This is a genomic window from Leptotrichia sp. oral taxon 417 (assembly GCF_013394865.1).
Taxonomy (GTDB): domain Bacteria; phylum Fusobacteriota; class Fusobacteriia; order Fusobacteriales; family Leptotrichiaceae; genus Leptotrichia; species Leptotrichia wadei_A.
Map to the genome: position 1 here is coordinate 1 of NZ_JABXYV010000001.1, position 23,766 is coordinate 23,766.

Genomic DNA, 23,766 nt, shown 5'->3' on the forward strand with positions numbered 1-23,766 from the left:
AAAAAAACTCCGCTAAGGAGAATACGACATGACAAAAATAAATTCAATTCTGCAAATAAAAAAATGGCGTCCCCGGTTGGACTCGAACCAACGACCCTCTGATTAACAGTCAGATGCTCTAACCGGCTGAGCTACGGAGACACACATATTTAAAAAGGTTTGGCAACTACCTATCTTCCCAGGACGAATCCAAGTATTTTAGGCACTAACAGACTTAACTGCCGGGTTCGAAATGTTTCCGGGTGTATCCCTGTCGTTATCATCACCAAACTAGATATATATACTGTCCATTAAGACAATGAGAAATAAATAGCAGCAGCAAAAGATTATCTTAAAAGCAGACGTAATATTAGTACTAGTCAGCTAAATGCATTGCTGCACTTGCACCCCTAGCCTATCGACCATATGTTCTCTATGGATACTACGAATATTCATCTCAAAGCCGGCTTCCCGCTTAGATGCTTTCAGCGGTTATCCGTACCAGACGTGACTACTCAGCCATGCCACTGGCGTGACAACTGATACATCAGAGGTCTGTCCAACCCGGTCCTCTCGTACTAAGGTCAGATCTTTTCAATATTCAGGCGCCTGCAGTGGATAGGGACCGAACTGTCTCACGACGTTCTGAACCCAGCTCGCGTGCCTCTTTAATGGGCGAACAGCCCAACCCTTGGGACCTTCTCCAGCCCCAGGATGAGACGAGCCGACATCGAGGTGCCAAACACTTCCGTCGATATGGACTCTTGGGAAGTATCAGCCTGTTATCCCCGGGGTAGCTTTTATCCGTTGAGCGACGGTCCTTCCATACGGAACCGCCGGATCACTAACTCCTACTTTCGTACCTGCTCGACCCGTCAGTCTTGCAGTCAAGCTCCCTTATGCGTTTGCACTCTTAGGCTGATTTCCATCCAGCCTGAGGGAACCTTTGAACGCCTCCGTTACTCTTTGGGAGGCGACCGCCCCAGTCAAACTGCCCACCTAGCACTGTCTCCGTTGCCAGATTAGAATTCCGACAGCATATGGTTGGTATTCCAACAGCGACTCAGCAATGGCTGACGCCATCACATCACAGTCTCCCAACTATCCTATACACACATTGCCAGAACCCAATGCCAAGCTACAGTAAAGCTCCACGGGGTCTTTCCGTCCTACTGCAGGTAGCCGGTATCTTCACCGGCATTACAACTTCACCAGGTCTCCAGCCAAGACAGCTCTCAAATCATTTCACCATTCGTGCAGGTCGGAACTTACCCGACAAGGAATTTCGCTACCTTAGGACCGTTATAGTTACGGCCGCCGTTCACCGGGGCTTCAAATCGGAGCTCTCACTCCTCCTCTTAACCTTCCGGCACTGGGCAGGTGTCAGCCCATATACATCGCCTTTCAGCTTAGCATAGACCTGTGTTTTTGGTAAACAGTTGCTTGAGACTCTTCACTGCGGCCTGTTTCCCCTGGGAGCGCTTCTCTCCTTCAGGTATGTCAGGCACCCCTTCTCCCGAAGTTACGGGGCTATTTTGCAGAGTTCCTTAGCTAGAGTTATCCTGTCGGCCTTAAGTTTCTCACTCTGTCCACCTGTGTCGGTTTACAGTACGGGCGCTGCTTCTCATCGATAGAAGTTTTTCTTGGCAGTGTAGGATCTGCGACTTATGCAAATGCACTTCCCCGTCAGGTCTCACGTTTAGGCGTGCGGATTTACCTGCACGCCCACGCTGGGCCCTTAGAAAGGCTAAACCGTCAGCCTTCTCGCATACCTTCCTGCGTCACTCCGTCTCTCAAGCGATAACAGCGGTACAGGAATATTAACCTGTTTTCCATTCGCCATCACAATTTTGCTTATGCTTAGGTCCCGACTTCCCCAGGGCGGACAAGCCTTCCCCTGGAAACCTTGGACTTCCGGCCGGCGGGATTCTCGCCCGCCTTCTCGCTACTCATTCCTGCATTCTCGCTTCTGATACCTCCAGGACGGCCTTGCGGCATCCCTTCGACGGCCTACAGAACGCTCTCCTACCAAGATACGGTGTATCTTCCGCAGCTTCGGTTTATGTCTTAGCCCCGTTACATCTTCGGCGCAGGCACTCTCGACCAGTGAGCTATTACGCACTCTTTCAAGGCATGGCTGCTTCTAAGCCAACCTCCTGGTTGTCTATGAATGTCCACCTCCTTTCCCACTTAGACATAATTAGGGACCTTAGCTGGCGGTCTGGGCTGTTCCCCTCTCGTCCGAGGACCTTGTCATCCACGGACTCACTCCTGAACATGATATATGGTATTCGCAGTTTGCTTGATTTCGGTAAGCAGTACGCCCCCTAGATCATACAGAGCTCTACCCCCACATATCTCAGTTCAAGGCTGCACCTAAATGCATTTCGGAGAGAACGAGCTATCTCCTAGTTCGATTGGCTTTTCACCCCTAGACCTATCTCATCTCCCAACTTTTCAACGGCGGTGAGTTCGGCCCTCCACTGAGTCTTACCTCAGCTTCAGCCTGGACAGGCCTAGATCACTAGGTTTCGCGTCTATGACTGGCGACTTGACGCCCTATTAAGACTTGGTTTCCCTTCGGCTCCGTCTATTAACCTTGCCACCAGCCATAACTCGCAGGATGATTAACCAAAATCCACGCAGTCACACATAAAGTGCTCCTACCGTTTGTAAGCACACGGTTTCAAATTCTGTTTCACTCCCTTGCTCAGGGTTCTTTTCACCTTTCCCTCACGGTACTCTTCACTATCGGTCAACAACAGTATTTAGCCTTACGTGATTTGGTCCACGCTGATTCACGCCAGATTCCTCGTGCCTGACGCTACTCGGGTGCTTCCAGTCTCCACATATGCTTTATGTTCTACAGGACTTTCACCTTCTTCGGTCCAGCTTCCCAACTGGTTCCACTTACACATATACAGATTAAACATTATGACAATCCGTTAATGGAAGTCCCGCAACCCCGTGCCAGCAACGCTGTCCGCTTGACACTGGCACGGTTTAGGCTTTTCCCTGTTCGCTCGCCGCTACTTGGGGAATCGTTTTTACTTTCTTTTCCTCCTGCTACTTAGATGTTTCAGTTCGCAGGCTTGCCGTTTTCACGCATGCCCTCCAGGCATGCAGGTTTACCCATTCGGAAATCCGGGGATCAATGATTATGTGCATCTTCTCCCGGCTTATCGCAGCTTATCACGTCCTTCATCGGCTGTTGCTGCCTAGGCATCCTCCGTGTGCCCTTATTAGCTTTTATATCCAGAATAACTTTTTACTCTAGTTTAGTTATAATCTTTTACCTACTATTCATTTCCCATTGTCCTAACAGTTATAAAGATATATAAAGAAGCAGTGCCTGTTTCTCCTTAGAAAGGAGGTGATCCATCCGCACCTTCCGGTACGGATACCTTGTTACGACTTCACCCCAATCACTATCCACACCTTAGATGCTTTCCTCCTTGCGGTTGGACCGGCAGCTTCAGGTGCAGACAACTCTCGTGGTGTGACGGGCGGTGTGTACAAGACCCGAGAACGTATTCACCGCAGCATTGCTGATCTGCGATTACTAGCGATTCCAGCTTCATGAAGTCGAGTTGCAGACTTCAATCCGAACTTGGACCGGCTTTAAAGATTGGCTTGGCGTTGCCGCCTTGCGGCTCTCTGTACCGGCCATTGTAGCACGTGTGTAGCCCAGATCATAAGGGGCATGATGACTTGACGTCATCCCCACCTTCCTCCTGCTCTTCGCAGGCAGTCTTGCTAGAGTTCCCAACCTAATGATGGCAACTAGCAATAGGGGTTGCGCTCGTTGCGGGACTTAACCCAACATCTCACGACACGAGCTGTCGACAGCCATGCACCACCTGTCTCTGCGTTCCCGGAGGCACAGCCTGCTCTCGCAGGCCTTCGCAGGATGTCAAGATCTGGTAAGGTTCCTCGCGTTGCGTCGAATTAAACCACATGCTCCACCGCTTGTGCGGGTCCCCGTCAATTCCTTTGAGTTTCAGCCTTGCGGCCGTACTCCCCAGGCGGATTACTTATCGCATTAGCTTCGGCACGGACACTCTTCATGCCCACACCCAGTAATCATCGTTTACAGCTAGGACTACCAGGGTATCTAATCCTGTTTGCTCCCCTAGCTTTCGCACTTCAGCGTCAGTTACCGTCCAGTGAACTATCTTCATCATCGGCATTCCTGCACATATCTACGAATTTCACCTCTACTCGTGCAGTTCCGTCCACCTCTCCAGTACTCTAGCCACATAGTTTCCAGGGCAGGCTTGCGGTTGAGCCGCAAGTTTTCACCCCAGACTTATCTGGCCGCCTAGATGCCCTTTATGCCCAATAATTCCGGATAACGCTTGCGACATACGTATTACCGCGGCTGCTGGCACGTATTTAGCCGTCGCTTCTTCTGCAGGTACCGTCATTTTTTTCTTCCCTGCTGAAAGCACTTTACAATCCGAAAACCTTCATCGTGCACACAGAATTGCTGGATCAGGGTTGCCCCCATTGTCCAATATTCCCCACTGCTGCCTCCCGTAGGAGTAAGGGCCGTATCTCAGTCCCCTTGTGGCCGTCCACCCTCTCAGGCCGGCTACCTATCATCGCCTTGGTGGGCCGTTACCCCACCAACAAGCTAATAGGACGCAAGGCTCTCCTGCAGCATCTCTTTTCATCAGGCTGGACATGAGTCCGCCTGACTTTACCAGGTCTTATCAGTCGTTTCCGTCTGTTATCCCTGACTGCAGGGCAAGTTCCTTACGCGTTACTCACCCGTCCGCCTTGGCTAGGCTGTGCAAGCACAGCTTCGCCAAAGACTTGCATGTGTTAAGCATTCTGTCAGCGTTCATCCTGAGCCAGGATCAAACTCTTCATTCAATATATAGACATATATTTAAATTTCACCTAATTAGTCTTGACGTTATCTTTTTCAAGATACTTGACTTTGTTGATTATACACTTAATTGCTTCTTTACATTATTAATATCTCTATTGTCCGTTGATACATTTTCGTATCGACAAGATATATATTATCATAAAAGAAAATGTTTGTCAACTACTTTTTTGAAATTTTTTTCAAATTTTCTCAATTTTATTCTTGCATTATATTAGTTATACAAGTTTTGAATCCCATTTTTTCCTTATTATATTACTATCAATACACTATTGATACTATATTGTTTTATTTTTTTAAAATAATTAATCAAAAATTAATTTTATGTTTTTTTAATAATATAAGATCAATTATTTCCTTTGTTTAAAGACTTCAATCCACTTTTTAAGTTTTTCTTTAATTTTATTTTAATATTAATTGTTGTTAAGAATCCTTTGTCATTAGTGCTTTAAATAGGATTTAATAAAAAATAAAATATACTCTAATATTTTTTGATATATTATGATACAATACTTTAAATTAATTTATCTGTTTAATTAAGATTATTTGAGAAAATATTTAGGTATTTATAGAAAAGAGAGGTGATCTGAGAAATACTGAATATTGATTCAAAATTGAATATTTAAATTAATAAAAAAGAATTAAAAAATGGAGGGATTAAATTATGGAAAAAATATTGAAGGATTTTATTTATTTTACAGATAATGAAAATATTGAAAAATTGAACAATGAGATGTGTAAAAATTTTTATTTGAAAAAGGAAGAAATTAAAGACAAGAATATTAAAAAAGTTCAATTTGATAATCTGACATTTGGAATTTATTTTTCTAAAGCTGATGATAATAAAGGAAGAATACTTGTTTTAAAAAATAAAAAGAAAATAAAATGCGGGCATTTTTCTATAAATGGAGTAAAAAAGGAATTTTATACTGATTTATATTTTCTAATTTTACATAATAATGAAAAAGAAAAAAATATTATTTTTGAAGAACTTATTGAGAAAATTTTGGGAGTTATTAAAATAAAAGAGTTAAACTTATAAAATATAATAAATTTATTTTTTGAGAGTGTAAAAAAATATTAAAGAAATAAAATTTCTTGAAATTCTTATTTATCAAGAACTGTAGATTTACTACTACAATTTCACAAAAAATTTACACTCTCATTTTTAAGTATTTAATATTTTTTGTGAGAGAATAAATAAAATATAATTTTTATTTTTTTATGAAATTTAATATTTTAAAATAACATAGTACATCATTTTTATTTAAATAATCTCCAGTTTTGATAGATTTTATCTTGTAAAAATCAGATATAAAAATTTTTTTAAAAATAATTTGATTTTTTTAAAAATAGGGGTATACTTTAATTGTAAAGAATAAAAATGGAGGTATTTATATGAAAGTTTTAGCTATGATTTTAGCTGGTGGAAGAGGTTCAAGACTTGACATTCTATCAGAAAAAAGAGTTAAACCAAGTGTTCCTTTTGCTGGAAAATTTAGAATAATAGATTTTGCACTTAGTAACTGTTCAAATTCAGGTATTTACGATGTTGCATTACTTACTCAATATTTGCCATTATCATTAAATGAACATATTGGTTCTGGAAAACCTTGGGATTTTGACAGAAGAGATTCTAGCATTACAATGTTACAGCCACATGAAAAACTTGGTGGCAATTCTTGGTATCAAGGAACTGCCGATGCGATTAGACAAAATATTGACTTTATTAAAAATAAAAATCCTAAATATGTATTAATTTTATCTGGAGATCATATTTACAAAATGGATTACAGATGGATGTTAAAGGAACATGAAGAAAATGATGCTGAATTGACAATAGCTGTACAACCTGTACCTATTGAAGAAGCAAGCAGATTTGGTATTTTTGAAGTTGATAAAGATAAAAAAATATTAAACTTTGAAGAAAAACCTGCAGAACCAAAAAGTAATTTAGCTTCAATGGGAATTTATATTTTCAACACTGATTCTTTATTAGAATATCTTGAAAAATTAGAAAATAGCGATTTAGATTTTGGAAAACATGTTATTCCTTCAATGATTCAAGAAGATAGAAAAGTTTATGTTCACACTTATGACAGTTATTGGAAAGATGTAGGAACTTATGATTCATACTTGGAAGCAAATTTAGACTTAATCAAAAAATCTGAAGAAGTTGGAATTAACTTGTACGACCAAGGATGGAAAATTTATACAAGAAGTGAAGACTTAGCGCCAGTAAGAATTGGAGTTACAGGAAGTGTTCAAAATTCATTAATCTGTAATGGATGTAAAATTGAAGGAAGTGTTGAAAATTCAGTATTAGGACCAGGTGTTACTGTTAGAAAAGGGGCAACTGTTAGAAATAGTATAATTTTTTCTGGAACTTATGTAGATGAAAATTCTCACTTAGATACTATTATTGCCGATAAAAAGACATATATTGGTAAAAATTCATTTATAGGAAATGGAAATGCAAATATTCCAAATAAGGAACGTCCAGATTTATTATCTTCAGGAATTACAGTTATTGGAAAAGGTGTAGTTATACCTGATGGATCAATTGTTGGTAAAAATGTAAGAATTTTTGCTGGAGTAAAAGTACATGATGACAATAGATTAATAGAACCAGGAGAAACTATTAAATGGTAATCTAATTGTTTAATATAAGAAATTTTTTTAATAAGGAGTGATTAATTTGAAAATTGTATATTTGGCATCTGAAGTGGCTCCGTTTTATAAATCTGGTGGATTAGCCGATGTTCTTGGTGCATTGCCTAAAAAAATGCAGGAATTGGGACATGAAGTTTCTATAATAATGCCTAAATATGACATAATACCATTAAAGTATCTTGAAAAACTAGAATGGGTTGCAAGACTTGAGAGTCACGGAGATGTATTTAATTTGGTAAGATATCCTGATGACAAAATAAATTATTATTTTATTGAAAATAAAGCATTATATGAAAGAGGACATGTTTATGGAGATTTTGACCAAGATGTTCAATATGCGATGTTTTCAGAATTGGCACTCAGATTCTTAAAGGAAATTAATTTACAGGCTGATATTTTACACTGTAATGACTGGCAAACTGGTCCAGTTCCATATTTTTTAAATGTCAGATATAATTATGATCCGTTTTACTGGGACATGAGAACTGTTTATTCAATTCACAATCTAATGTATCAAGGTAGATTCTCTAAATATTCATTTGAAAGAATGGGATATTATATGGATGATAGAAATGATCTAAACTTCATGGAAATCGGAATAGGATATGGTGATGTAGTAAATACAGTAAGTCCGACTTATGCTGAAGAAATAAAATATGCATATTTTGGTGAAGGGCTTGAATGGATCACAAACAGAAAATATATTCATGGTATTTTAAACGGAATAGATACAGATGTATTTAACCCTGAAACAACAAAAGGGATAATTCACTTTAATAAAGAATCTTTAGATAAAAAACGAGAAAATAAATACTTATTACAAGAAAAATTAGGACTTCCAAAATCAGATGTTGCTCTAATTTCAATAATTTCAAGACTTGTTGAAGGAAAGGGATTGGATCTAGTATCTGCAGCTCTTGAAAATCTACTGCAATATGATGCAGTCCAAATTGTAATTTTAGGAAGTGGAGATAAATTTTACGAAGACTATTATAACCATCTAGCTTGGAAATATCCTGATAAATTCAAAGTTTATCTTGGTTACAATGGACAGCTTGCGAATGAAATTTATGCTGGAAGTGACATGTTTTTAATGCCTTCAAGATATGAACCTTGTGGACTTAGTCAAATGATTGCAATGAGATTTGGAACTATCCCAATCGTAAGGGAAACTGGTGGATTAAAAGATTCTGTCAAACCTTATAACATCTTTACAGATGAAGGAAATGGATTCTCATTCACAAACTTTAATGCAGATGACATGTTATTTACAATAAAAGTTGCAGAAGGAATTTATTATGATAGACCTGACATTTGGGAAAAATTAGTTAAAAGAAATATGGATTTAGATTTTTCTTGGGATAGATCTGCAAAAGAATATGAAAAACTTTATGAATTAGCTAAATCTTATTAATTATAAAAAATCAAATTTATACAAAAAATGGAGTAAAGCAATATTGTTAAACTCCATTTTTTTATTGTATTCAGACCTATTTAAAATTAAACCATAGATTCAGGGTTTGAGTAAAATTATCATAACTTTTGAGTTCAGTTTTAAAGCTATAAATAAAAAAAACTCCGCTAAGGAGAATATGACATGACAAAAATAAATTCAATTCTGCAAATAAAAAAATGGCGTCCCCGGTTGGACTCGAACCAACGACCCTCTGATTAACAGTCAGATGCTCTAACCGGCTGAGCTACGGAGACACACATATTTAAAAAAGTTTGGCAACTACCTATCTTCCCAGGACGAATCCAAGTATTTTAGGCACTAACAGACTTAACTGCCGGGTTCGAAATGTTTCCGGGTGTATCCCTGTCGTTATCATCACCAAACTAGATATATATACTGTCCATTAAGACAATGAGAAATAAATAGCAGCAGCAAAAGATTATCTTAAAAGCAGACGTAATATTAGTACTAGTCAGCTAAATGCATTGCTGCACTTACACCCCTAGCCTATCGACCATATGTTCTCTATGGATACTACGAATATTCATCTCAAAGCCGGCTTCCCGCTTAGATGCTTTCAGCGGTTATCCGTACCAGACGTGACTACTCAGCCATGCCACTGGCGTGACAACTGATACATCAGAGGTCTGTCCAACCCGGTCCTCTCGTACTAAGGTCAGATCTTTTCAATATTCAGGCGCCTGCAGTGGATAGGGACCGAACTGTCTCACGACGTTCTGAACCCAGCTCGCGTGCCTCTTTAATGGGCGAACAGCCCAACCCTTGGGACCTTCTCCAGCCCCAGGATGAGACGAGCCGACATCGAGGTGCCAAACACTTCCGTCGATATGGACTCTTGGGAAGTATCAGCCTGTTATCCCCGGGGTAGCTTTTATCCGTTGAGCGACGGTCCTTCCATACGGAACCGCCGGATCACTAACTCCTACTTTCGTACCTGCTCGACCCGTCAGTCTTGCAGTCAAGCTCCCTTATGCGTTTGCACTCTTAGGCTGATTTCCATCCAGCCTGAGGGAACCTTTGAACGCCTCCGTTACTCTTTGGGAGGCGACCGCCCCAGTCAAACTGCCCACCTAGCACTGTCTCCGTTGCCAGATTAGAATTCCGACAGCATATGGTTGGTATTCCAACAGCGACTCAGCAATGGCTGACGCCATCACATCACAGTCTCCCAACTATCCTATACACACATTGCCAGAACCCAATGCCAAGCTACAGTAAAGCTCCACGGGGTCTTTCCGTCCTACTGCAGGTAGCCGGTATCTTCACCGGCATTACAACTTCACCAGGTCTCCAGCCAAGACAGCTCTCAAATCATTTCACCATTCGTGCAGGTCGGAACTTACCCGACAAGGAATTTCGCTACCTTAGGACCGTTATAGTTACGGCCGCCGTTCACCGGGGCTTCAAATCGGAGCTCTCACTCCTCCTCTTAACCTTCCGGCACTGGGCAGGTGTCAGCCCATATACGTCGCCTTTCAGCTTAGCATAGACCTGTGTTTTTGGTAAACAGTTGCTTGAGACTCTTCACTGCGGCCTGTTTCCCCTGGGAGCGTTTCTCTCCTTCAGGTATGTCAGGCACCCCTTCTCCCGAAGTTACGGGGCTATTTTGCAGAGTTCCTTAGCTAGAGTTATCCTGTCGGCCTTAAGTTTCTCACTCTGTCCACCTGTGTCGGTTTACAGTACGGGCGCTGCTTCTCATCGATAGAAGTTTTTCTTGGCAGTGTAGGATCTGCGACTTATGCAAATGCACTTCCCCGTCAGGTCTCACGTTTAGGCGTGCGGATTTACCTGCACGCCCACGCTGGGCCCTTAGAAAGGCTAAACCGTCAGCCTTCTCGCATACCTTCCTGCGTCACTCCGTCTCTCAAGCGATAACAGCGGTACAGGAATATTAACCTGTTTTCCATTCGCCATCACAATTTTGCTTATGCTTAGGTCCCGACTTCCCCAGGGCGGACAAGCCTTCCCCTGGAAACCTTGGACTTCCGGCCGGCGGGATTCTCGCCCGCCTTCTCGCTACTCATTCCTGCATTCTCGCTTCTGATACCTCCAGGACGGCCTTGCGGCATCCCTTCGACGGCCTACAGAACGCTCTCCTACCAAGATACGGTGTATCTTCCGCAGCTTCGGTTTATGTCTTAGCCCCGTTACATCTTCGGCGCAGGCACTCTCGACCAGTGAGCTATTACGCACTCTTTCAAGGCATGGCTGCTTCTAAGCCAACCTCCTGGTTGTCTATGAATGTCCACCTCCTTTCCCACTTAGACATAATTAGGGACCTTAGCTGGCGGTCTGGGCTGTTCCCCTCTCGTCCGAGGACCTTGTCATCCACGGACTCACTCCTGAACATGATATATGGTATTCGCAGTTTGCTTGATTTCGGTAAGCAGTACGCCCCCTAGATCATACAGAGCTCTACCCCCACATATCTCAGTTCAAGGCTGCACCTAAATGCATTTCGGAGAGAACGAGCTATCTCCTAGTTCGATTGGCTTTTCACCCCTAGACCTATCTCATCTCCCAACTTTTCAACGGCGGTGAGTTCGGCCCTCCACTGAGTCTTACCTCAGCTTCAGCCTGGACAGGCCTAGATCACTAGGTTTCGCGTCTATGACTGGCGACTTGACGCCCTATTAAGACTTGGTTTCCCTTCGGCTCCGTCTATTAACCTTGCCACCAGCCATAACTCGCAGGATGATTAACCAAAATCCACGCAGTCACACATAAAGTGCTCCTACCGTTTGTAAGCACACGGTTTCAAATTCTGTTTCACTCCCTTGCTCAGGGTTCTTTTCACCTTTCCCTCACGGTACTCTTCACTATCGGTCAACAACAGTATTTAGCCTTACGTGATTTGGTCCACGCTGATTCACGCCAGATTCCTCGTGCCTGACGCTACTCGGGTGCTTCCAGTCTCCACATATGCTTTATGTTCTACAGGACTTTCACCTTCTTCGGTCCAGCTTCCCAACTGGTTCCACTTACACATATACAGATTAAACATTATGACAATCCGTTAATGGAAGTCCCGCAACCCCGTGCCAGCAACGCTGTCCGCTTGACACTGGCACGGTTTAGGCTTTTCCCTGTTCGCTCGCCGCTACTTGGGGAATCGTTTTTACTTTCTTTTCCTCCTGCTACTTAGATGTTTCAGTTCGCAGGCTTGCCGTTTTCACGCATGCCCTCCAGGCATGCAGGTTTACCCATTCGGAAATCCGGGGATCAATGATTATGTGCATCTTCTCCCGGCTTATCGCAGCTTATCACGTCCTTCATCGGCTGTTGCTGCCTAGGCATCCTCCGTGTGCCCTTATTAGCTTTTATATCCAGAATAACTTTTTACTCTAGTTTAGTTATAATCTTTTACCTACTATTCATTTCCCATTGTCCTAACAGTTATAAAGATATATAAAGAAGCAGTGCCTGTTTCTCCTTAGAAAGGAGGTGATCCATCCGCACCTTCCGGTACGGATACCTTGTTACGACTTCACCCCAATCACTATCCACACCTTAGATGCTTTCCTCCTTGCGGTTGGACCGGCAGCTTCAGGTGCAGACAACTCTCGTGGTGTGACGGGCGGTGTGTACAAGACCCGAGAACGTATTCACCGCAGCATTGCTGATCTGCGATTACTAGCGATTCCAGCTTCATGAAGTCGAGTTGCAGACTTCAATCCGAACTTGGACCGGCTTTAAAGATTGGCTTGGCGTTGCCGCCTTGCGGCTCTCTGTACCGGCCATTGTAGCACGTGTGTAGCCCAGATCATAAGGGGCATGATGACTTGACGTCATCCCCACCTTCCTCCTGCTCTTCGCAGGCAGTCTTGCTAGAGTTCCCAACCTAATGATGGCAACTAGCAATAGGGGTTGCGCTCGTTGCGGGACTTAACCCAACATCTCACGACACGAGCTGTCGACAGCCATGCACCACCTGTCTCTGCGTTCCCGGAGGCACAGCCTGCTCTCGCAGGCCTTCGCAGGATGTCAAGATCTGGTAAGGTTCCTCGCGTTGCGTCGAATTAAACCACATGCTCCACCGCTTGTGCGGGTCCCCGTCAATTCCTTTGAGTTTCAGCCTTGCGGCCGTACTCCCCAGGCGGATTACTTATCGCATTAGCTTCGGCACGGACACTCTTCATGCCCACACCCAGTAATCATCGTTTACAGCTAGGACTACCAGGGTATCTAATCCTGTTTGCTCCCCTAGCTTTCGCACTTCAGCGTCAGTTACCGTCCAGTGAACTATCTTCATCATCGGCATTCCTGCACATATCTACGAATTTCACCTCTACTCGTGCAGTTCCGTCCACCTCTCCAGTACTCTAGCCACATAGTTTCCAGGGCAGGCTTGCGGTTGAGCCGCAAGTTTTCACCCCAGACTTATCTGGCCGCCTAGATGCCCTTTATGCCCAATAATTCCGGATAACGCTTGCGACATACGTATTACCGCGGCTGCTGGCACGTATTTAGCCGTCGCTTCTTCTGCAGGTACCGTCATTTTTTTCTTCCCTGCTGAAAGCACTTTACAATCCGAAAACCTTCATCGTGCACACAGAATTGCTGGATCAGGGTTGCCCCCATTGTCCAATATTCCCCACTGCTGCCTCCCGTAGGAGTAAGGGCCGTATCTCAGTCCCCTTGTGGCCGTCCACCCTCTCAGGCCGGCTACCTATCATCGCCTTGGTGGGCCGTTACCCCACCAACAAGCTAATAGGACGCAAGGCTCTCCTGCAGCATCTCTTTTCATCAGGCTGGACATGAGTCCGCCTGACTTTACCAGGTCTTATCAGTCGTTTCCGTCTGTTATCCCTGACTGCAGGGCAAGTTCCTTACGCGTTACTCACCCGTCCGCCTTGGCTAGGCTGTGCAAGCACAGCTTCGCCAAAGACTTGCATGTGTTAAGCATTCTGTCAGCGTTCATCCTGAGCCAGGATCAAACTCTTCATTCAATATATACACATATATTTAAATTTCACCTAATTAGTCTTGACGTTATCTTTTTCAAGATACTTGACTTTATTGATTATACACTTAATTGCTTCTTTACATTATTAATATCTCTATTGTCCGTTGATACATTTTCGTATCGACAAGATATATATTATCATAAAAGAAAATGTTTGTCAACTACTTTTTTGAAAATTTTTTAAATGGCTTAAAAATTATAGTGGTTTTTTTGCTGGTATCCCAGTTTTTCTTGGGTATTTTTCACTTGTCTTTTTTAATTTTAAAATTTCTAATATTATTCTTTTATCTTCATTTTCTGGCAATTTAAATTCAAAAATATTATTTATTTTTGCATTTAAAATTTTTAAAGCCTTTTTAGATTCTTCTATTTCGTTTAAATTTAATTTTTGTGGCAGAAAACGGCCATTTACTTTTATAAATGGAATCATGTATTCTAAAATTATTCTTAGATTGGCCACTCCTCGACAAAGTGCAACATCATAGATTTCACGGTTATTTTTTATTAACTCTTCAGAACGTTCAAAACTTGTATTTACATTTTTTAAATTTAATTCTTTTATTACTTCATTTATAAAGTCTATTTTTTTTCTAACTGAATCAACTAATAAAAAATTTCTTTCTGGGTAATAAATAGCAAGTACAAGTCCTGGAAATCCTGCACCTGTCCCAACATCAATAAATGATTTTTCATTATCATTTATAACTTTTGTTAAAAATAATGAATCTACAAAGTGTTTTTCCAACATTCCTTTTTTATCTCTAATTGCTGTCAAATTCATGACTTGATTTTTTTTATATAAAAGTTCTAAAAATTTCATCATCTTTCCAATTTTTTCATTTTCCACTTTAATTTCTGATTTTTCAAGTAAACTTATAAAATATTCTTTAAAATCAATATTTTCCAATTTTTTCTCCTAATTTCTATTTTTCATTTTATTTTAAAACTCCATCCAGATACATCAACAATACTGAGATATCTGCTGGTGTTACTCCAGACATCCTAGATGCTTGCCCAACGTTATACGGCTGATTTTCCTTCAAACGTTGTTTCGCTTCTCTCGTAATTCCCTTCATTTTTTCATAATCAAAATCTTTAGGAATTTTTTTGTCATCAAGTTTATGCTGTTTTTCCATAATTTGCATTGCTTTGGCGATATAGCCTTCGTATTTTGTCTGAACTTCAATCTGATATTCAGTTTCAGCATCAAAACTTAAATTTGGTGCATTTTCAATAATTTCAGCAATGTACTTTATATCTTGATATGTCACTTTTGGACGACGCAAAATTTCTTTTAATGTAGTACCGCTCTTTAGACTTTCATTATATTTGTCAAGAATTTCCACGAGTCTTTCGTTGCTAGTTCCTAATTTTATATTTTCCAGTTTCTCCATAGTTTCTTTGACATTTTTTTTCTTTTCCTGCACAATGTCATAATATTTTTTATCCAAAAGTCCGATTTTATATGCCTTTTCAGAAAGCCTGATGTCAGCATTGTCTTCACGTAAAATAAGGCGGAATTCGGATCTTGCTGTAAACATTCTATATGGCTCAAATAATTCTTTGTTTATCAAATCATCTATCATCGTTCCGATATAAGAGCTTTCTCTATCCAAAATAAACGGTTCTTCTCCTTTTATTTTAAGAGCTGCATTAATTCCAGCAATAATTCCTTGTGCAGCCGCTTCTTCATAACCGCTTGTACCATTAACTTGCCCAGCCAGATAAAGCCCTTTTACTTTTCTTGTTTCAAGTGTGTAATCAAGTTCGCTTGGATCTATAATATCATATTCCACAGCATATCCATATCGCATTATATGGGCATTTTCAAGTCCATTAATTGTATTTACAATTTTTTGCTGCAAACTGGCAGGATAGCTTGTAGAAAGTCCGCTTATGTAAACTTCCGCTGTTTCAAAGCCTTCTGGCTCTAAAAATAAATGATGGCTATCTTTATCGTTAAATTTTACAACTTTGTCTTCAATTGACGGACAATATCTTGGTCCTGTGCTGCTTATACTTCCGTTATACATTGGTGCTTTGTCTAAATTATCAAGTATTATTTTATGTGTTGTTTCATTTGTTCTTGTTAAATAGCAAGATAATTGGGGTTTTTCCAAAATTTCGCTATTTGGAGTTCTCATTGAAAATTTTAATGGAACTCCTGTTATTCCAGGCTGCTCTTCAAGTTTTTCAAGATTTAACGTTCTAATATCAAGTCTTGGAGGAGTTCCTGTTTTAAATCTTCCCATTTTTAATCCTAATGACTTTAGTGAACTTGTCAAATCATCAGCAGATAATTCTCCCATTCTTCCGCCTTTTACACGTTTATCTCCAATATACAAAAGCCCTCTCAAAAATGTTCCTGTTGCAAGCACAACTGCTTTTGCAAAAAATTCCATTCCAGTTTTAGTTTTTATTCCCTTTACAACTTTTTCTATTCTTTTAGAACCATTTTCAACAATTTCAATTTCATCAACAATCAATTCCGTAACAATATCCTGTATAGTATCAAGATTTTCCTGATGTTCTATTGTTCTTTTCATCTCTCTTGCATAAATTTTTCTATCTGCCTGAGCTCTCAACGAACGAACTGCCGGTCCTTTCTTTGTATTTAAAATTCTCATCTGCACAAAACTTTTGTCCATATTTCGTCCAATTTCTCCACCTAAAGCATCAACTTCCTTAGCCAGATGACTTTTTGCAGGTCCTCCTACCGATGGATTGCAGGACATAACCCCTATATTATCAAGCGTTATCGTAAAAATTGCCGTTTTCAATCCTAATCTTGCCGATGCCAAAGCTGCTTCATTTCCCGCATGTCCAGCACCAACTACAATTACATCATAATTTCTCATTATATAATATGTAATTTTTTTATTTTAAAATTACATTCTCCTTTCGATTTTAAGTATACTTACATAATCCATTATATATTAATATTTTGTTTTTTTCAATGTGATATTTTTACAGATTTTTTATAAACTCATTTTTCTTAACTTTCATTATAACAAAATTATCAGCAATATCTTCTTTTTTATTTTTTTCTGTTAAAACTGTTGAATTAATAATTTTTACGACTTTTTTCATTTCCATTTTTTCACTTAATTCTGCTCGTTCTTCTTGTGCGTTTTCTAAAAAATATAGTTCAAAATGATTTCTTGTTTCAAGAATTCTCTGAATTTTATGTTTTTCAGCAAATAATTTTAATTTAATGCTTAAAATGAATTTTTTCATCTGTTCTGGAATTTTTCCAAACCTATCTATCACTTCATCAAGCAATTCAGCCAATTCCTCATTTGTTTCAAGCATTGCAAACCGCTTATAGATATTTAACCTTTCATCCTTTTCAATATACGTTTCAGGAATAAATCCTCTCTCATCCAGAATAATTTCTACATTTTCAATTTTTTCCACAAATTTGCCCTTTTGCCTACGAATTTCCTCATTTAACATTTTTATATACAAGTCATAGCCAAAAGTTTCAATCATTCCATGCTGCTTATCTCCCAAAATCTCCCCAGCGCCACGTATTTTCAAGTCTTCCATCGAAATTTGAAAACCGCCTGATTTTACCCCTTCCACTTTTAGCATACTTTCTTCCTTTTGCCGCCCCTGCTTTGTAATATTTCTCGTTTTTAATAAATAGCAGTATCCTTGCCTGTTGCTACGCCCTACACGCCCTTTCAGCTGATACACCTGCGATAATCCTAGTCCAGTAAAGTTTTCAATAAGAATTGTATTGGCATTTCCCACATCAATTCCATTTTCAATAATTGTAGAAGCAATTAAAATATCAAACTGCCCATTTTCAAAACGTAGTAATTTATCTTTAATTTCCTTTGGCGGAAGCTGTCCATTTATAAATTCGATTTTTACAAAGTCAGGCAGCATTTCCTTTAGTTCCTTCAATTTTTCCTTCATATTTTTTACATCGTTATAAATATAAAAAACTTGCCCGTCACGTGACAATTCACGTAAAATTGCCATTTTTATTGTTTCCTCATCCCAATCTAGAACTTCTGTTATAATGGGAAGCCGATTTGTCGGAGGCGTGTCAATTATGGAAATTTCACGAATTCCAAGCATCGCAAGGTTTAATGTACGTGGAATCGGAGTTGCAGTTAATGTTAGCACATCCAGCTTTTCCCGCCGTGCCTTCAGTTTTTCCTTGGCTTTTACACCAAATTTCTGCTCTTCATCAATAATCAGAAGCCCTAAATTGTTAAACTGAACATCATCGCTTAAAATCCTGTGAGTTCCAATAACTAAGTCAATAATTCCGCTTTTTAAGTTCTTCAAAATTTCCTTTGACTTATTTTTTGTAAGTCTTGACAAATTCTCAATCGTAATCGGATAATTTTCAAATCTTCTCTTAAACCGTTCAAAATGCTGTTCTGCAAGCACTGTAGTCGGAGCCACCATAACAACCTGCTTTCCATTGTCAATTGCTTTAAATGCGGCTCTCATTGCAACTTCAGTTTTCCCGTATCCAACATCTCCACAGACAATCCTGTCCATTATTTGTGGACTTTCCATATCCTTTTTCACATCATTTATGGCATTTTTCTGATCTTCTGTTTCCTCAAACGGAAAGTTCGCTTCAAAGTCCTCCTGCCACACAGTATCCTTCTGATATACAAAACCATTCTGGCTTTGCCTTCTTGCCTGTATTTTAATAAGTTCCGCCGCAAATTTCTGAATATCCTCTTCAATTTTCTTCCTTTTCCGTTTAAACCCACGTGTCCCCAGCCTAAATAACTGCGGTTCTATATCATTTGACACATATTTTTCCAGCCTGTCCATCTTTTCCACAGGAATATACAAAATATCCTCATCAGCATACTTAATTTTCAGGTAATCCCGCTCATCTATCGTCTGAATTCCCTTGTAAATTCCAACACCGTACTGAACGTGAATTACATAGTCGCCTTCGATTATTTGATTGACTTTCTTATATTTTACAGCTTTATTTGTTTTTTTCTTCCGCTCATAAATATATCCGTCAAGTTCCCTATCTGTCAGCACAAGAAAATTATTTTTATTATTTTTATTTTCATTAAAAATAAATCCTTCAAACAGCTCATATTTTTCAATTTCCAGATTATTTTCCTTTTCAGTTAAAATTTTACCGTATTCAGCCAATTTTTTTTCATAATTATTTGTAAAAATATAGACGTTTTCAGTTTTTGACAATTTTTCAAGCCTATTTTTATCTCTAAAAGTTTCAACCTGCTCCTGCGAAAAATTTTTAGTCTGTACAAAAATACTTTTCTTCTTTAGATTTTCATACCTTTTCCGATAAACTTCCTCCCGATTTCTATCCAGCAGTATAAATTCTTCCATTTTATAATCTAAAAGTTCTTCATTTTCAATAACAATCGTAATATCTTTCGCCTTTAATTCATCAATTAGCTCAATCAGCTCATAATTATTTCCAGAAAGCAAATTTCCAAAAATCTTAATTTTCTTTATTTTTTCCACAGAAATCTGACTGTCAATATCAAAAAACCTAATGCTTTCCAATTCATCCCCAAAGAACTCCAATCTCACGGGATTTTCCAAATCTGGCGGAAAAATGTCAAGAATATCCCCACGTCTGCTATATTGCCCTTTTTTCTCAATCAAATACGAATTTTCATATCCATTTTCCACAAGAAAATCCAAAATTTGTGGAAAACTGTATTCTTTTCCAATTTCAAATGAAAGAAACTTAACCTTTTCAAAAAAAACATCTAAAGTAATCTGTAAATTTACAAATAAAATAAACTGCTCCTGATTTTTTAAAATATCTAGCAATCTTATATTTATTCCTGTAATATCTTCCTTATTTTGTGAAATATTTTCAAAAATATCAATTATTTTTTTATTATTTTTAAAAATTTTTTTCAAAATATTTTCTTGATTTTCAGACATTTCATAATAATTTTCAAGCATTGAATAATAATTTTCCAAATTTCTATTGGATGTGGAAATATAAATTATCTTTTTCTTTTCCGAACATAATAAAAACCACGGAATTGCACCGCGGTAAAAATTATTTTCAGATTGTAAAATATCTTTTTCTTTATTTTTTAATTTATTTAAAAAACTTAAATTAAAGTTCATATAAAACCTTCCTATTTTTCTATCTGTTGTTATACAATCTCCATATTCCATAAACTATGTAAATATAAACAATATATGGCACAAATCCTAAAGTGTGCAAATATGAAACAGCAAAAACAAGCGCTATTATCAAAATTGCAAGACCAAGTCCTTGTATTATTTCAGCAAATGAAACTGTTTCAACTCCGAATACATTTGGTTTATAAATTGTATTTATTGGTCTTGTAAAAGGATTTAATATTAATACAGAATAGATAATCGCTTCTGCCTGGATTCCCATAAACCAGAATATAATTGTTGAAACTCCAGCAAGAAATCCAAAAAATACCTTCCCAAAACCATGCTGTGGAGTAGTAAAAGTATCTGTCAATACAAAAACTCCCATAAAAATCACTTCTCCAAGTGAAGTAGCCACATTAATATTTTGATTTGAAGCAATGTAATACCCAAAGAAAATTGTAACAAAAAACGATACAGGTATATGCCATGTTATTTTTGATCTAAAAAGCAAATATATGGCTCCTAAAACCATTGCAATTATCGAAAGTTCCCCAATTATCCCTCTATCTGTTAAAATTAAAGAGGGCAATGAAGTACTTTCAGAAATATTTAAAACTTCAGGATTAGCCCATGCTGCAGAATTTGAAGCAAGTACAGCCGGAAAAAATGTCAATACAAATAACTTTCCTAAAATTACTGGATTAAATATTTTCTTTTCTGTTTCTCCATATATAACTTTCCCAAACAATGTTGCCATTGCCCCTGCAAATGCCGCTACATAAAGCGGTGTAAATGGAGCAAGTGCCAGTCCTGTCAAAGCCCCTATTACTATTCCCGACAAATCCTTTAAAGTTTCTTTTTTTCTTTGTATTAATAATGAAAATATCACTTCTGCCAATTCTGATGCAACAACTGCCGACAATATTACCAAAATAGGCGTTACCTGGTAAACTAAAAATGCAGCAAGCAGCATTGGAATCAGGGATATTAAAATATCTATATTCGTTTTTGCTATATTTTCCTGCAATTCCCTTCTTTTACTTCTAAACATATTAAAATTTCACTACCTTTCCTTTTATAGTTTGTTTTTCTAATTTAAGATCATTTTCTACTCTCTAAATATTTGACAATCTAACTTTTTTGTTTCAACAAGGGGTCGAATCCCCTTGCCTTACAATACTTATCTTACTAAATAAATTTCCAAACAAGTTTAATATTAGATTTCATAAATTTTATCCTTATTCTGAAGAACTTGAATCTCCGCCACCTGTTGAAGTTCCTCCAGAACTGCTGCTTCCGCCACTATTTCCTCCACTGGCTGGTTTTGCAGAAGAATCTTGAGATTTAACATGTGAAGATTTATGCGATGATGATGAATTATTTTTCAAACGGCTATGTTTTGGTTCCTTATAAAAGCTATACTGGTTACTTTTTTTATATTTTTTACTTCCTTTTTTGCCGCTAGTCTTATTATTTGCATCAAGTGCATATTCTGGATTAACAGCCTTGTTTTGTGCTGAATTTGGATTATTAGGCACTGCATTTTGCTGTGGTTGTGGTGGCTGCTGCTGTGTTGATTGTGGTTGTGGTTGTGTCGCCGCTGCTGGAGCAGGTTGTTGAACTGGCTGTGGTTGTGGTTGTGCCGGTTTTTGTTCAACTTTTTTATTTTCTTCTTTTTTTGCCACCTCTTTCTTATTGTCTGTTTTTACAGCTTTATTTTTCTTGCCAACTATACTTTTTCCAACTTCCTTTGTTCCATCCTCTAGTTTTTTTACTAGGCCCTTTGAATTTTTTGAATCCTGACTTCCAAATGCCACTAGCACAACTGACATTAAAAACAGGAAAATTCCTTTAATCTGTTTCATCTTTCGTCTCCTTATTCTAATAAATATTAGCTTTTACTATTAAAATCGAAATTTTTATTATATAATGCTTTGTAAATTCCATTTTTATTTAACAATTCATTATGATTTCCAACTTCTTTTATTTCACCCTTTTGTATCACTACTATTTTATTACTATTTTCGATTGTTGTCAACCTATGGGCGATAACAAATGTAGTTTTTCCATCCATAAGTTTTTCAAGCGCATCTTGAACTAGCTTTTCAGACTCATTATCAAGGGCAGAAGTCGCTTCATCTAAAATTAATATTTGAGGATTTTCTAAGATTGCACGTGCAATTGCAATCCTCTGCTTCTGTCCACCAGACAGCTTCACTCCACGCTCTCCAATTTCTGTATTATAACCATCAGAAAGATTTTCAATAAATTCGTGTGCATTTGCCTGTTTTGCTGCCTCCACAATTTCCTCAAAAGTAGCATTTTGACGGCTATATTTTATATTGCTAAGTATAGTTCCAGAAAATAAAAATGTTTCTTGCGGCACAATTCCAATTGCTTTACGTAAACTCTTTATTTCATAATCTCTAATATCAATTCCATCAATTTTTAATGAACCGCCTGATACATCAAAAAACCTAGGTATCAGGTTTACAAGTGTCGATTTCCCTCCACCTGAATTTCCAACAAAGGCAATTGTTTCACCCTTTTTAACATCCAAATTAATATTTTTCAATATTTTTTCAGTACTGTCCTTATATTTAAAATCTACATTTTCAAAAGTTATATCTCTTGCAAAGTTTTCAAATTTTATACAATCTTTCTTATTTACAATAGCCGGCACTTCTTCTAAAATTTCAGAAACTCTTGTAATAGAAGATATATTTGCACTTATGGAATTAAATCTTGTCATTGCACGTCTTGCAGGCGTATACATTGATGAAATTGCCCCTACTATCGTAATAAAATCTCCAGGTGTGAAATTTTTTGCCCTTAAAACTCGGTAGCCACTAAACATTAGCAGTAACGCTATAATTATATAATTCATAGCTTCCATTATTGAATTTGCTTTTGCATTATATCTGGCAGATTTCACAGCAATTTTCTTTAAATTAATGTTTTTCTTTTTAAAATCATTTATCTCATGCTTTTCTGTCGCAAATGCCCTAATAACTCTAATTCCAGATAATGTTTCCTGTAATTTGGAATTAAGGCTGTCCAATGCTTCTTGCCTTTGTTTTCCCGATCGTTTTAGTCTTTTGGCATATTTTCTTACTGTAACGATAAGAATAGGAGTAACAATCATAACACCCAAAGTTAAATCAAAATCTATATAAAAGGCTATCCCAAGGCAAAGTACTAATTTTATTACTTCAGGTATCATATTAAAAACTTCTAATATAATTGAATTTATATTGCTGGGATCTGTCATAGTACGTGTCATCATATCTCCTATTTTTTTCCCAGAAAAATATTCCATATCCAGAGTCTGTATTTTATTATAAATATCGGTAACGATATCTTTATAAATAGAAGATGAAATTACTGTTGAAAAAATTGTATTCCAGTACATAAGTATTGCACCAATCGCTGCAAGCATTATCATTGCACCTGCCGCATATAATATATCTTTTTCGCTTTTTCCTGAAATTCCTTTGTCAAATAACCTTTTTATTAATGCTATTGGAGCCGAGGAAACAAGCGATGACATTGTTGCAAGCAAAATATTAAGGATAATTAATATATAATATTTTTTTATGTATTTTTTCAGTTTTAAAATTTCTCCAAAATCTAATTTTACTATTTTCATAAATTTACCTTTCATTTTTA

Annotated in this window: 9 protein-coding genes, 2 tRNA genes and 6 rRNA genes; 3 read left to right on the forward strand and 14 right to left on the reverse strand. The window is 38.2% G+C overall.

Going from position 1 to position 23,766, the window contains the following annotated elements:
* Positions 1-64: 64 nt before the first annotated feature.
* From HW276_RS00005 to HW276_RS00020, 4 genes are all read right to left on the reverse strand, one after another.
* Positions 65-141, reverse strand: a tRNA-Asn gene (locus HW276_RS00005).
* Between the two features lie 16 nt (positions 142-157).
* Positions 158-270, reverse strand: a 5S ribosomal RNA gene (gene rrf / locus HW276_RS00010).
* A 59-nt stretch (positions 271-329) separates the two neighbouring features.
* Positions 330-3,232, reverse strand: a 23S ribosomal RNA gene (locus HW276_RS00015).
* Positions 3,233-3,345: 113 nt separating this feature from the next.
* A 16S ribosomal RNA gene (locus HW276_RS00020) occupies positions 3,346-4,857 on the reverse strand.
* The 16S, 23S and 5S rRNA genes sit together here with 1 tRNA gene alongside, the layout of an rRNA operon.
* Positions 4,858-5,537: 680 nt before the next feature.
* Here HW276_RS00020 and HW276_RS00025 point away from each other — a divergent pair.
* The 3 genes from HW276_RS00025 (at position 5,538) to HW276_RS00035 (ending at position 8,960) form a co-directional block, all read left to right on the forward strand.
* The gene (locus HW276_RS00025; RefSeq protein WP_147004506.1) at positions 5,538-5,915 is read left to right on the forward strand and encodes a hypothetical protein; all 378 of its coding nucleotides are present in this window, start codon (positions 5,538-5,540) and stop codon (positions 5,913-5,915) included.
* Between the two features lie 356 nt (positions 5,916-6,271).
* Positions 6,272-7,525, forward strand: a complete 1,254-nt coding sequence (locus HW276_RS00030; protein WP_147004507.1) for a glucose-1-phosphate adenylyltransferase — start codon at positions 6,272-6,274, stop codon at positions 7,523-7,525.
* A gap of 46 nt (positions 7,526-7,571) precedes the next feature.
* Entirely contained in the window at positions 7,572-8,960 is a 1,389-nt protein-coding gene (locus HW276_RS00035; protein ID WP_018499469.1) for a glycogen synthase, read from the forward strand.
* 219 nt (positions 8,961-9,179) lie between these two features.
* On the opposite strand, the gene HW276_RS00040 is transcribed toward HW276_RS00035, so the two are convergent.
* The 10 genes from HW276_RS00040 to HW276_RS00085 all read right to left on the reverse strand — a co-directional run bounded on the left by HW276_RS00040 (position 9,180) and on the right by HW276_RS00085 (position 23,761).
* Positions 9,180-9,256: transfer RNA gene (locus HW276_RS00040), tRNA-Asn, on the reverse strand.
* Positions 9,257-9,272: 16 nt separating this feature from the next.
* Positions 9,273-9,385, reverse strand: a 5S ribosomal RNA gene (gene rrf / locus HW276_RS00045).
* A gap of 59 nt (positions 9,386-9,444) precedes the next feature.
* Positions 9,445-12,347 (reverse strand): 23S ribosomal RNA (locus HW276_RS00050).
* A 113-nt stretch (positions 12,348-12,460) separates the two neighbouring features.
* Positions 12,461-13,972: ribosomal RNA gene (locus tag HW276_RS00055) — 16S ribosomal RNA — on the reverse strand.
* Positions 13,973-14,185: 213 nt separating this feature from the next.
* Positions 14,186-14,896, reverse strand: coding sequence for a 16S rRNA (guanine(527)-N(7))-methyltransferase RsmG (rsmG, locus tag HW276_RS00060; RefSeq protein ID WP_147004508.1), 711 nt, complete (start codon positions 14,894-14,896; stop codon positions 14,186-14,188).
* A gap of 28 nt (positions 14,897-14,924) precedes the next feature.
* A complete protein-coding gene (gene mnmG / locus HW276_RS00065; RefSeq protein WP_178936921.1) occupies positions 14,925-16,847 on the reverse strand; it encodes a tRNA uridine-5-carboxymethylaminomethyl(34) synthesis enzyme MnmG in 1,923 nt (640 codons plus the stop codon).
* Positions 16,848-16,956: 109 nt separating this feature from the next.
* Positions 16,957-20,097 carry a transcription-repair coupling factor gene (gene mfd, locus HW276_RS00070; protein WP_178936923.1) on the reverse strand — a complete coding sequence of 1,047 codons (3,141 nt, stop codon included), beginning with the start codon at positions 20,095-20,097 and terminating at the stop codon, positions 16,957-16,959.
* Positions 20,098-20,116: 19 nt separating this feature from the next.
* A complete protein-coding gene (locus HW276_RS00075; protein ID WP_178936925.1) occupies positions 20,117-21,148 on the reverse strand; it encodes an RnfABCDGE type electron transport complex subunit D in 1,032 nt (343 codons plus the stop codon).
* 187 nt (positions 21,149-21,335) lie between these two features.
* Complete coding sequence (locus HW276_RS00080; protein WP_178936927.1) at positions 21,336-21,962, reverse strand: hypothetical protein; 627 nt, start codon at positions 21,960-21,962, stop codon at positions 21,336-21,338.
* A 26-nt stretch (positions 21,963-21,988) separates the two neighbouring features.
* Positions 21,989-23,761 carry an ABC transporter ATP-binding protein gene (locus HW276_RS00085; RefSeq protein WP_255460246.1) on the reverse strand — a complete coding sequence of 591 codons (1,773 nt, stop codon included), beginning with the start codon at positions 23,759-23,761 and terminating at the stop codon, positions 21,989-21,991.
* Positions 23,762-23,766: the final 5 nt, after the last annotated feature.

Coding starts and splice junctions, on each gene's coding strand:
- HW276_RS00025 (WP_147004506.1), top strand. CDS start 5,538: ATGGAAAAAATATTGAAGGATTTTATTTATTTTACAGATAATGAAAAT.
- HW276_RS00030 (WP_147004507.1), top strand. CDS start 6,272: ATGAAAGTTTTAGCTATGATTTTAGCTGGTGGAAGAGGTTCAAGACTT.
- mnmG (WP_178936921.1), bottom strand. CDS start 16,847: ATGAGAAATTATGATGTAATTGTAGTTGGTGCTGGACATGCGGGAAAT.
- mfd (WP_178936923.1), bottom strand. CDS start 20,097: ATGAACTTTAATTTAAGTTTTTTAAATAAATTAAAAAATAAAGAAAAA.
- HW276_RS00075 (WP_178936925.1), bottom strand. CDS start 21,148: ATGTTTAGAAGTAAAAGAAGGGAATTGCAGGAAAATATAGCAAAAACG.
- HW276_RS00080 (WP_178936927.1), bottom strand. CDS start 21,962: ATGAAACAGATTAAAGGAATTTTCCTGTTTTTAATGTCAGTTGTGCTA.
- HW276_RS00085 (WP_255460246.1), bottom strand. CDS start 23,761: ATGAAAGGTAAATTTATGAAAATAGTAAAATTAGATTTTGGAGAAATT.